Genomic DNA, 12,786 nt, shown 5'->3' with positions numbered 1-12,786 from the left:
TTAAAAACCGTGCTGTGACAGGCGGTTTTTAATAAAACAGGAAACGATAACCCTAGGTTTACCGTCAAATGAGTAAACCTGTAGGTAGGTTTTACAGAGGAAAAAGAATGGAGAGGATTGAACGCCACACTTGTTTTGGGGGATGGCAGGATGTTTATCAGCATGAATCGACCGTGCTTGACTGCACCATGAATTTTGCTGTCTACCTTCCTCCTCAGGCTGAACATCAGAAATTACCGGTGCTGTATTGGCTCTCAGGTCTAACATGTAATGAGCAGAATTTCATCACAAAATCAGGCGCTCAACGCTACGCTGCCGAACAGGGTATTATTCTCGTTACCCCAGATACCAGCCCTCGTGGTGAGAAAGTTGCAGATGATGACGCCTATGATTTAGGTCAGGGAGCCAGTTTTTACCTCAACGCAACACAAAATCCTTGGGCGCCGCACTACCGTATGTATGATTATGTGGTGTCAGAGCTACCAATACTGATTGAAGCACACTTTCCGGTAACAACCGCTCGGGCCATTAGTGGTCATTCGATGGGAGGCCACGGCGCACTGATGATCGCACTACGCAATCCAGATCGTTACCACAGCGTATCGGCCTTTTCACCGATTGTTGCTCCTTCTCAAGTTCCTTGGGGAGAAAAAGCTTTTCGCGCTTATCTGGGCGAAGATCGTGACACATGGAAAGCCTATGACACAATCGAGCTGCTGGCTAATAACGCCGAGCCATTGCATATGTTAATTGACATCGGTACCGATGATCCGTTTCTTGAAGAGCAACTGCGTCCTGAACTGCTGAAGGATGTATGCGAAAACACAGGACATCCCTACACACTGAACCTGCGCACTGGTTATGATCATAGCTACTATTTCGTCGCCAGTTTTATCGGTGAACATATCGCATATCATGCCAATGTATTGAAGGAGATTTGTATTGATAATCAATAAATTACATACGAATCCATTAATATTTTTACGATAAAAGGATGACTAAACCAATACACGGGTGATCATTTAGTCGATTTGATACAAATTCAGACAAAAAAACCTACGTTAATAAGGTATTAAAGAAATTTTTTACTCTATTTACTTTGGGTCAATCCTGTAAAGTAGGCCGCTGATTTGAAGTGAGTTCTCCAGCGGCATCCCATCAACCCCCTGCAACAACTTTATGAAGAGTTACTTGAACAACTTAAAAAGGCAGATGATATTAGGAAACAGACTTTTCATCGGCGACAAAATGGAAAATAAGATTCTTTATGAATAAACTGAATAATCGCCAACGTCAGACATTGGGATACTAAACACTTAATGAATTATTTTTAAATCAAAAAAATTATCTTATAGTATTAGATAAAGTCATTTTCACTTATTTATAAAAATATACAGATTTTAATTAAGCATTAAGAGATAAATTATTGTCATAAACTAATGAAATAATCGACTGAGAAAAAATCAAGATGGAAAAATATCTAATAATTCATTAAATAAATACGAAATCATTTATTCACAGCGTCATGATGTTGCAATTACTATTATAAAAAAACATTATAAATTGAAATCATTACTAATCAAAACAATAAAGTCATTTTGTATAAAAATAAATATCTCATTTTATTGTGTTATAAAGAAAAAATAGGAACCATATTACATATCTAATGAAAGAAAATTACTTATTCTGGTACTTGTTAAAATAATTTTTGTTTTTTATAAAACACACATAACAATTATTTGTCCTAGTGGTTTTAATGTGTTATTTATTTCACTCGTTAAGATTTATTTTTTATTTAACACATCTTAGACGACTTACTTATTTGAATAGCTAAATGTTATTAGTTTTTTCTCAAAAGGAGACTGTAATGACATTGCAAGAAATTGGCAAGATGAGTCTTAAAAACTCAGGTGGATTCGTTGCTAGAATCCAATTTAGTTATATGGATGGCGACGGTGAAAAGCATTTAAGTCAGCAAGGTAATAATATTACTCTTGGATTAACAGATACTGTTGACCCTGGCGATCTTGGCGTTCCTGATGGCTCAACAGTTTTTATGCATGTATTTGTAGTATGGGGAAATGATAATGAAGCCCGTAAAGCTTTTTTATACAAAAAAGGAAGTCAAGTACTTGCCAGCTACAATATCAGTGGTACGACATTAAGCAATGATCTTGGTTTGATTGATATCTCGTAATACATACAAACCCACCATATTTAAATTGTCCCCCTATGTACGGATTGAAGTCTAACATTTGGGGGACAGTTCATGCTTGCACTCTCTCACATTCCAAGCCTGAGTACACATTTATCTGGCGTTGCTCCTAATGTTTCAGTCACCCTTCTACATGTACGCCATCACATCAAAGGTGTGTTACTGTTTATAGTTATAGAAAAATTCTTCTTCGTGATTTCAGTTACAAAAATCCCTTTGGAAAAAAATAGTTCTGTTCATCTTCAATAAAGTACTGTTATTTTAGTATAGTTATATCTTCTTATAGAGCTCCGGTATTAAATCATTACCTATTATTCGGTTGGAAATATAGAGGTGAAGGCTTGAGCGACGTTGTATTATCGAAAAACCATATTAATCCCTTTCAATCTCAGCTGGAGGAACTTGATTCAAAATTAGTTCCTATTGAGGGAGAGGCTCCTTCAGAGTTAAAAGGTACTTTCTTTAGAATTGGTCCCGGTCGCCTGCATAGGGGAGACGAATATTATAATCATCCATTTGATGGGGATGGAATGATATTTAAAGTAACGTTCAGTGATAATGGGATATTCTATAGAAACAGACATGTGTTAACAAAGGAATACTTAAAAGAGGAAGAAGCTCAAAGGTTACTGTATCGCTCGGTTGGAACCGTCCCCAAAAAACTAAAACTCAGGATGAGATTTTTTATTATTAAAAATCCGGCAAATACAAATATTGTATATCATTCTCATAAGCTTCTGGCGTTGTGGGAAGGAGGGATGCCACATTTAATTAATCCGGTAACTCTTGAGACAATTTCAAAATATGACTTTTCTGGAAAGCTAAAAGCACGATTTTCTTTCCTTCCCAAACTTAACCTTCGTGAAGTACCATTTACAGCACATCCTAAAAAAATACCAAATGATGATAATTTATATGGATTTGGTGTGACATATGGTATTGGATCTAAGTTAACGCTATACAAAATAGACAGTGCCGGCGATATGATGGTTATACGCAAAATTTCGCTTAAGAAAAGGTATTTAATTCACGATTTCATAGTGACAAAAAATTACTTTTTATTTTTTTTAGGTGGGCCGCATATAAATCTTAAGTTGAGCAATGTAATTGGCAATGAAAGCATCATTGCATCCATGAATTCACGTGAAAGTGAAGATGGCCGGGTTCTTTTAGTTTCAAGAAAATGCCATGATGTGAAATTCTATGATGCAGTTCCTGGATTTATTTTTCATTTTGCAAATGGTTATGAAGATGCCGATGGGAATGTGATTTTCGACGCCTCATTTTGGCGGTCATTCCCAGTATTTACACAGAATATATTTAAAAATAATAGTTCAGAACTTTGTCGTTTTACTTTATGCACAGCATCCGGGAATGTTGATAAAGAAATTTTATTCAGGGGGAATACTGATTTCCCAGCCATAAACCCTACAGTCTGTGGTAGACAGTACAGATATGCCTGGTTCGTTTGTTGGGGGAATTCTGACAGTGAAGGGAGATCAATAATTAAATTTGATTGTTTTGATAAGCGTGTATTAAGCCACAGTTTTGATAATGATTTGCCGGAAGAACCTGTTTTTGTAGCCAAACCGGGTGCTGTTAAAGAAGATGATGGTTGGCTTATTTTTAAGGTTTATGTCGAAAAATTGCACTGTACAGATATCGTAGTTTTAAATGCTGATGATCTCTCAATGGTGTGCAGATTACGTTTGCCGCACCATATTCCAATGGGAATGCATCACTGCTGGATAAATGAAGTTATGCTATACCCTATGGATTTCAAGATGCATCGCGACGGCAAGGGAGTGAATCCCCGGGAGCATAGATAACGATGTGACCGGGGTGAGCGAGTGCAGCCAACAAAGAGGCAACTTGAAAGATGACGGGTATAACGGGTATATAAGCCTGAAGCCTATTGTAATATAAGCTTATCATTGTTTTTCAAATGGCTTAGTGAAATTATTTACGTGATTCGGGAAATATTTATGAACGTCAGTACTGCACGAGCTATGAATTACGAAGAGACATTACTGGAGCTACAGAGTGCACTACAACAACACCTAGAACTGGTACTTCCTTCAGGAGCCCCAGATGATAAAGTCTGCGCAGCCATGCGAGAAAGTACATTGGTGTCTGGAAAACGTATCCGCCCCCTCTTATTGCTACTCATAGTCCTGGATCTTGGAGAAAATCCCTGGAAGACTGACTTTCTACAGCTGGCATCTGCAATTGAAATAGTGCATGCCGCCTCATTAATTTTAGACGATCTTCCCTGTATGGATAATGCGGAGTATCGACGCGGACGCCCGGCTATTCATCGGCAGTATGGTGAAAGTGTAGCGATCCTAGCGGCTGTAGCCTTGCTGAGCCGGGCTTTTGGCCTCATTGTAGAAACAAACCTTTCTGAATACGATAAATCTGCTGCTGTCGCCATACTTTCCCATGCAGTGGGTTTAAACGGTCTTGTCCAAGGGCAGTTTCGCGATCTGAACAATACATTATGTGCTGGTAATTATCATGCCATTGCTACCACCAACGATTTAAAAACGGGTTTGCTGTTCGACACAACATTTCAGTTAGCGGCAATTGCTGTGAATGCACCTGATATAATTCGCCAGGCATTGCGTCATGTATCACAACATCTGGGGCAAGCGTTTCAATTACTGGATGACTTGAGCGATGACCTGAATAATACAGGGAAAGATATGTATCAGGATAAGGAAAAGTTAACAATGGTTACGCTGCTCGGAAAATCTAAAGTGCATAAACAATTACGCAGGCACATCAGATACATTGATAAATATTTGGCAATAGTGTATCGCAGAAATTTAGCTTCACGATATTTTATACGACACTGGTTTGATAAAAATATTGCGATGTTTAATTAATTTCAACCTTGGCCCGAAAAAAATGAAAAAGATCGATCACACTCAGCGTAAGAATGAGCATCTGGATATTATATTCCGTCCTCCTCAAACGGAGTCCCAAGTAAGTACGGGGTTTGCTGAGTGGCGATTTCAGCATTGTGCTCTGCCAGAATTGGATCTAGACAGTATAGATCTTAAGTGTTCCCTCTTTGGAAAAATTTTGCAGGCACCACTGCTCATAAGCTCTATGACTGGAGGGGTTCATCGTGCTCATGCGATTAATCATCATCTTGCAGAGGCAGCTCAAGTACTGGGCATTTCAATGGGAGTCGGGTCGCAACGTGTTGCTCTTGAAAATGAAGCAAACGATGGGCTTAGTCGCTCACTACGCCAGATAGCTCCTGATATTCTCCTTTTCGCTAATCTCGGGGCAGCCCAAATTCGTGGCGAGCGCGGGTTTAATTATGCTCTGCGAGCAGTACAGATGATTGAAGCCGATGCTCTAATTATCCATCTGAATCCGCTACAGGAGGCGCTGCAACAGGGAGGAGATCGTAACTGGTGCCATATTCTATATGCTATTGAACAACTCGTAACAAAACTTGGGGTTCCTATAATTGTTAAAGAAGTAGGTTCAGGCTTATCGCTTCCTGTCGCACGCCAATTGGCAGAAGCGGGCGTCAGTATGCTGGATATAGCCGGGGCTGGGGGAACCAGTTGGGCAGCGATTGAAGCAGAACGCGCATCCACACCGTATCATCGCGCATTGGCCATGGCATTTGCTGACTGGGGAATTCCGACCGCGACAGCACTGCGTGAAATACGCGAGGCACTTCCAAATATGCCACTGATCGCCTCTGGCGGTATCAGAAATGGTGTTGATGCCGCCAAAGCTTATTGCATGGGGGCACAATTGGTCGGCCAAGCCGCTGCCGTCATACATAGTGCAGCCCTCTCCACAGATGCAGTTATAGAACATTTCCAATTAATTATTGAGCAGATAAAAGTCGCCTGCTTTTGCACAGGGAGCGCCGATATTGCTGCGCTGCGTACAGCTGTTTTGCTACCAACATGAGTCTTTCCGCTATGACTGAATATCTTTAATCTCTTTCAACAAACACGAATTTCCGTGATGTATATGACTCTTGATGAGGTTAATAACTGTGTGATTGTCGGAGGATCAACAAAATGATGTACGACTGGGATCTGATTCTGGTGGGAGGAGGATTGGCCAACGGACTGATCGCAATGCGTTTCCAGCAGTGTAAACCACATCTGCGAGTGTTGCTTATTGAAAACACAGAAACAATAGGAGGCAATCACACGTGGTCATTTCATCAACATGATCTTACTGAGGCGGAACATGAGTGGATAGCACCGCTGATTACCTATCGCTGGTCAGGTTACGACGTCATTTTTCCAGCATTTCAACGCACATTGCCACATTCATATTTCAGTATCACATCCCAACACTTTGCAAGCATACTCCATGCATATTTGGGCGAACGTATACAGACTCGTTTATTGGTACAGGAGCTGACTCCACAGAAAGTTTACTTACAGGACGGCTCGTCTCTAAGTGCCGGCGCAGTCATTGATGGGAGAGGCTGGCAACCAGGACCATTTATAGGGAGTGGCACCCAGGCATTTTTTGGTCAGGAATGGGAGCTGGAAGAGTCGCACTCTTTAACCCACCCGATTTTAATGGATACTAGTGTGGGACAGGATACAGGTTATCGATTTATCTATGTCCTGCCGTTCTCCTCAACTCGTCTGCTGATAGAGGACACTCATTACGTTGATCGGGGGCCACCTGATAAGGCTTTGTCGCAGGCTACTATCGCAGAGTACGCGAAGAAACATGGATGGAAACTGGGTAAACTCATTCGAGAAGAGAGCGGTTGTCTTCCAATTACACTTACGGGAGATTTTACCTCTTTCTGGGCACAGCTAGCAGGACAGCCCACCTGTGGGTTACGTGCAGCTTTGTTTCACCCCACAACAGGCTACTCTCTGCCACACGCCATTCGGTTGGCAGATCGTATTGTTGCTCTGCCGGAGCTTACCGATACCTCCTTATTCATTACCCTCAGGGATTACGCACGACAACAGTGGCAACACCAGCGCTTTTTCCGTCTTCTAAATCGCATGCTCTTCCTCGCTGGGGATCCACAACAACGTTGGCAGGTAATGCAACGTTTCTATCAACTTTCCCCAAATCTGATTGCACGTTTTTATGCGGAGCAACTTAATTCCGTCGACAAGGCCCGGATTCTCATAGGTAAACCACCAGTGCCGATAAAGGGTGCTCTAAAGGCAATGTTTAAACAACACAAGAAGCTTCAGGGTTTTTATTATGATTAAAGCGCTGGTAATTGGTGCTGGTTTTGGTGGGCTGGCACTGGCAATAAGGCTCCAGTCTGCGGGGATTCCGACATGTATTTTGGAGCAACGGGATAAACCAGGTGGACGCGCTTATGTTTATAAGGAACAGGGGTTCACCTTTGATGCCGGCCCCACCGTAATCACCGCTCCCAATGTCATTGAAGAATTGTTTACCCAGGCTGGTAAACGTATGGCTGATTACGTCGATTTACTTCCCGTACGCCCTTTTTATCGGCTCTGTTGGGAGTCGGGTAAGATGTTTGATTACGACAATGATCAGCAACATCTGGAAGCACAAATCCATACGTTCAATCCAAGAGATGTTAACGGGTATCGACGCTTTCTGGACTATTCCCGGGAAGCCTTTAATGAAGGCTACCTGAAACTTGGAACGGTGCCCTTCCTCTCTTTTCGCGACATGTTGAGTGCGGCTCCACAGTTGATACGTCTACACGCATGGCGTAGTGTTTATAGTCAGGTGGCACGCTTTATCAAGGATGAGAGCCTGCGCCAGGCATTTTCATTTCACTCGCTACTGATAGGAGGTAACCCCTTTGCTGTATCTTCTATCTATACTTTGATCCACGCACTGGAACGAGAATGGGGAGTCTGGTTTCCGCGTGGAGGAACCAGCGCCCTGGTTGAAGCAATGGTGAAATTGTTTACTGACATTGGTGGAGAAATTGAGCTTAATGCAAAGGTAAAACGTTTCACCACCCATGGCAATCGGGTCACAGGTGTCCAATTAACTGATGGACGAAATATGACATGTGACGTTGTGGCCTCAAATGCCGATGTTATTCATACCTATAAGCACCTGTTGGGTCAGCATCCGGTCGGAATAGCCCGCGCTCGAACACTGGTGCGTAAACGAATGAGCAACTCACTGTTCGTGCTTTATTTCGGTCTGAACCATCACCATGCGCAATTAGCCCACCATACAGTTTGCTTTGGTCCACGCTATAAGGAACTCATCGAAGATATTTTTTATCATGACCGACTGGCGGAGGATTTTTCACTCTATCTCCATGCCCCCTCTGTTACTGACCCATCCCTTGCTCCCCGAGGATGCGCAAGTTACTACGTTCTGGCCCCTGTACCACATTTGGGGACAGCTAATTTAAACTGGGATATAGAGGGGCCACGCTTACGTGACCGTATTTTCGCGTATCTGGAAAAGTACTATATGCCCGGTCTGCTCAAGCAGTTAGTCGTTCATCGTATTTTTACCCCATTTGATTTTCGTGACCAACTCAATGCCCATCTCGGTTCGGCCTTCTCCTTTGAACCGTTGCTGACACAAAGCGCTTGGTTCCGACCACACAATCGGGACAACCGCATTGATAATCTGTATCTCGTCGGCGCAGGCACGCATCCTGGAGCAGGTATTCCCGGCGTGATTGGATCAGCAAAAGCCACAGCCACATTGATGTTAGAGGATATCGCTAGATGAATCCTGCGCTACTTAAACACGTTACTCAGATAATGGAGCAAGGCTCAAAAAGTTTTGCCAGTGTCACCCGACTTTTCGATACAGCAACACGACACAGCACAATGATGCTGTACGCCTGGTGCCGTTATTGTGATGATATAATAGACGGGCAAGAGCTGGGGAGACAAATAAGCAGTGTTGATAAGTATAGCGCCCGCGAGAAACTTCAAATGCTGCAATACCTGACAAAGCAGGCTTATGACGGTTTGCCGATGACCGAACCTGCTTTTGCAGCCTTTCAGACAGTAGCTCTGAGTAATGAAATCCCTCAGCAACAGGCCTTCGAACATCTGGAAGGATTCGCAATGGATGTACTCTGTGAACCTTACAGAACATTGGATGATACTCTGAGATATTGCTACCATGTCGCGGGAGTGGTTGGGCTGATGATGGCAAGGGTTATGGGGGTTCGCGAGGCGAGTGTGCTGGATCGGGCCTGCGATCTAGGAATTGCTTTTCAGTTAACTAACATTGCTCGGGATATTATTGAGGATGCGAAGGCCGGGCGTTGCTATCTTCCGCTAGAATGGCTTCACCAAGAAGGGCTAATGCCAGACACACTTATTTATACCGAAAACCGTCCTGCGCTAGCTCGGGTGGCATCCCGATTGATTGTAGAAGCGGAGTCTTATTATACCTCCGCTCTGACAGGGCTTGTTGGTTTACCTTTGCGTTCAGCCTGGGTCATCGCTTCTGCTCATGGTATCTATCGTGAAATCGGCATTAAAGTGCAACAAGCAGGAGTACGGGCCTGGGAATGCAGACAAAGAACTAATCGTGGAGAGAAGGTTAGCTTATTAATGGCTGGCGCAATGAAGGCGCTTATATCTCGGGTGGCGATAACAACGCCTCGCGATCCCAAATTGTGGCAGCGACCTCATTAAAAATTAACTCCACTTTGTGGTAAAAGAACATCTATTTATGTAAAACAAAAGTGGCTGGCGCAAAGTAAATTATTTCCCCGCAACCAGCCTTTTCCTGACATGCTGCACTTCCCTTCCTCTTTCGAGGTTCAAACCCATTACTGGGTAAGGATTAGTCAGGCTCGCAATAGGTACTCCAACGGCCTATGATTATCACAAGGAAATATGATAACCATTTGTTTTATAAATAAAAAAGATAACTCCAAAACGGTTCTGTTTACCACAGAACAAATAAAATAAAAATAAACTCATGTTATTCAATGCATTAAAGAATAATTTTTCTAATTCGTAAAGATTCTAGTAATGTTTATAGCAATCCAATGGAATAAAATTTACACATCAGCTAAGGAGATGGGATTATGCTGAATACCCGTTCCTAATATTCACTTTGTCTTTGTAAAATACCAAATTTTCCAGGGCATGCTGCGCTTATAGCCACAACCACGAATAAGTAGTCCAGTCGCACCTTTAGTCTTACTGAATCGCCACGGATAAACTATGCTATTCTCATTTTATGTTGCCATGAATAATTGAGCGTATGACTAACCTAAGAATCATCCACCATGCGTAAACCGTAGCTATTGATGACGATGCATCATCGTTCAATAACCCGTGAGCAACTTGATTACGCAGATTATATCCAAGCGATTCTGTGAAAATACTTTTAATTTCGAAGGTTAAATTTTCCCCAAAAACTTGCACAGCTTCTGGCAACTCCATCAGCGTACTTAATCCATTTTCATTTTCTATACCGTCTTTATCAATGTTGCTTGTGTGAGCGCCAACCTCTTTTAATTGTGATCGTACAATGTGTTCGATCTGTGGGCAAAGCAAATGAATTGCGGAGCCAAATTCGTATTCGAAGCCCAGCCAGAGAGCGTCCCCCAATAAGTTCACTCGGTCGTTTGGAACGATAGGTGAAAAATGACAAATAGATACCATTAACTCCTTTGTTACCCTATGCTCCATACATAATTGCCTTAACGCTGGCATTATTTGGCCTTCGACTACAAGCTGAACTTGAATGGAAAATTGCTGATGAATTTGTCTATGCAATGCAGCTTTATTTGCTGGATCATCTTCACCAGCACGCAGATTCATCGCAGGTGTTCTTGCAATGACGCGCCCATCACTGTTCATATAACTTGATTCAAATCGATTACTAAAAAAACTATTTTGAATGGTTTTTTTCGCACTTACGACAAGCTTTTTATATTCAGCCCCGTAAAACAAGCCTGTGAAATACTTCAGCGCTTCTTCAGGGCTATGTTTTCCTGCAACATGCTCAATAGATGATTTGATTATTTCAGAGATGTCTATACCTGGTATTTTAACCATATCCATTTCTCCTAGTGAAGCTTGACCCGATATAGTCATTTTTGTACGAATTTCTGTTATCTTTCCCTCAATACCATAAGTATCTCGATGTTTAGTAGGGATTCTGCGATATGCTTGTATAGCATTTTCATAGAAAGAATTGGCGACTACATTACTGTCGCTAGCTCGTGAATCAGCCTCTAGTTCGAAGCATTCAGCTATTGCAATGAGAGATTCCAGCCGACCTTTCTCGTTAGAGCATTGCCGGTATTTTTTTGACACTAACTCAAAATATGATCTAGCAGAATGGAAATCACCATTTTCCTTTAAATCATTTGCCTTCTTATGGAGTGATGAAGCTATATTTTCTTTGAAGTCATTATCGATATTTAGCTTATCCAATAAATCTGCAATCGATAGCGACATAAACTTGTTTCTTGGATATTCAAAAAGAAAAGCTGAGAATAGTTTTTCCTTAATTTCATTCAACCGGTTAAATTCTTTGATTTGTATGCATAAACGAGCAGCACGCTCCCAACATTCGTTTACACCTCGATACCAAGAATCGTCATCAATAATGTTAGCAATATACGAATCTATTGCGGCCCTTGCATAATCAGGATTTCTAGGTTTTCTTAATAACCATAACAGATCAGCTAGCCTTGCCTTTAAGTATGGCTCATTAACATCGTTCAAAATGTCTTCGAAAAATACCAGCTCTTCTTCCGAAAAGTCCTCAGGTAAAGCAGACCGCCCCACATTAACCAATTGAAAGTAGGCTGTAAATGGCTCATTTAGGCTACTCGCTGTCAGCATCATTGATGCTGCACGTGCTAGTAGCTCAAGAACTTTAGAGTGCCCTGTCTTCTCTGCCTCCATCATTTCTTTTGCGGACTTTTGTAGACTGCTCATGATAGAAAAGTATCCATAATGGTCTTCTGGAGAGACGTCATAACTCCAGTTGCATTCTATAAATAACTTACGAGTTAACTGCAATGAATCTTCCATATTTTCCTCACTGTTTAAAACTCAGATCTATCCATTGTAGTAGCACACAAAATTTGAACACGTGAATCGAAATAATATTACTAACAGATAACTAGACTAGCCACACTGCATATCTTTACTAGCGTTTTTCTCTATCGCTACGTTCACGGTCTATCTTAGGCATTGCCATATTAAGCTGTGATTCCTTCATTCCATACTTGTAGGCATTATATTGCCAAACAACAAACAGTTGCTTGTATTTACGATTCTGCTCTTTCAACTCTGCTAATTCAGCCTCTAAATTTGCGATGCGCGATGCCGCTGCATTTAAACTAGCAGGACGAGGCTTTTTCGGTGCTTTCCCTTTTAATGCATCCTTTTTTGTCTGATACGCGGTCGTAATAGCATCATGAGCATTAAGTGATTGCCTAGTTGGTAACTTTCCAATTAGTGGTTGTGCTTCAGAGCAGATCGCTGACCACGTAAGTTTAGAATCTTCCCAACCGCGAATAAGATTTACGATCGCTGAGATGTTTAGCCAAAACCACCTCCAAGCATTTTCGTCAAATCTTCTAGTATCGAAGCTTCTTCTTTATTATC

Annotated in this window: 9 protein-coding genes; 8 read left to right on the top strand and 1 reads right to left on the bottom strand. The window is 41.8% G+C overall.

The window, feature by feature from the left end:
- The first annotated feature begins 107 nt into the window (after nucleotides 1-107).
- From fghA to crtB, 8 genes are all read left to right on the top strand, one after another.
- Nucleotides 108-956, top strand: a complete 849-nt coding sequence (gene fghA / locus AACQ38_RS10110; protein ID WP_165578038.1) for an S-formylglutathione hydrolase — start codon at nucleotides 108-110, stop codon at nucleotides 954-956.
- Nucleotides 957-1,867: 911 nt separating this feature from the next.
- The gene (locus AACQ38_RS10105; RefSeq protein WP_011148427.1) at nucleotides 1,868-2,197 is read left to right on the top strand and encodes a hypothetical protein; all 330 of its coding nucleotides are present in this window, start codon (nucleotides 1,868-1,870) and stop codon (nucleotides 2,195-2,197) included.
- Nucleotides 2,198-2,556: 359 nt separating this feature from the next.
- Nucleotides 2,557-4,044 (top strand): carotenoid oxygenase family protein, encoded by a 1,488-nt coding sequence (locus AACQ38_RS10100; protein WP_165578037.1) that lies wholly within the window; start codon nucleotides 2,557-2,559, stop codon nucleotides 4,042-4,044.
- A gap of 156 nt (nucleotides 4,045-4,200) precedes the next feature.
- Complete coding sequence (locus AACQ38_RS10095) at nucleotides 4,201-5,103, top strand: polyprenyl synthetase family protein (RefSeq protein ID WP_165578036.1); 903 nt, start codon at nucleotides 4,201-4,203, stop codon at nucleotides 5,101-5,103.
- Nucleotides 5,104-5,125: 22 nt separating this feature from the next.
- Nucleotides 5,126-6,157, top strand: coding sequence for a type 2 isopentenyl-diphosphate Delta-isomerase (gene fni / locus AACQ38_RS10090; protein ID WP_112872308.1), 1,032 nt, complete (start codon nucleotides 5,126-5,128; stop codon nucleotides 6,155-6,157).
- A 113-nt stretch (nucleotides 6,158-6,270) separates the two neighbouring features.
- Nucleotides 6,271-7,446, top strand: coding sequence for a lycopene beta-cyclase CrtY (gene crtY / locus AACQ38_RS10085; protein WP_165578035.1), 1,176 nt, complete (start codon nucleotides 6,271-6,273; stop codon nucleotides 7,444-7,446).
- Nucleotides 7,439-8,920, top strand: coding sequence for a phytoene desaturase (locus AACQ38_RS10080; protein ID WP_165578034.1), 1,482 nt, complete (start codon nucleotides 7,439-7,441; stop codon nucleotides 8,918-8,920). Before crtY ends, AACQ38_RS10080 begins: the two co-directional genes overlap by 8 nt.
- Entirely contained in the window at nucleotides 8,917-9,843 is a 927-nt protein-coding gene (gene crtB, locus AACQ38_RS10075) for a 15-cis-phytoene synthase CrtB (RefSeq protein ID WP_165578033.1), read from the top strand. The genes AACQ38_RS10080 and crtB overlap by 4 nt, the downstream gene beginning before the upstream one ends.
- A gap of 546 nt (nucleotides 9,844-10,389) precedes the next feature.
- Here the strand turns inward: crtB and AACQ38_RS10070 are convergent.
- Complete coding sequence (locus tag AACQ38_RS10070; protein ID WP_165578032.1) at nucleotides 10,390-12,207, bottom strand: DUF4209 domain-containing protein; 1,818 nt, start codon at nucleotides 12,205-12,207, stop codon at nucleotides 10,390-10,392.
- Nucleotides 12,208-12,786: the final 579 nt, after the last annotated feature.

The organism is Photorhabdus sp. RW14-46 (assembly GCF_963887965.1).
Classification (GTDB): domain Bacteria; phylum Pseudomonadota; class Gammaproteobacteria; order Enterobacterales; family Enterobacteriaceae; genus Photorhabdus; species Photorhabdus laumondii.
This window is presented reverse-complemented; position numbering and strand designations above follow the sequence as displayed.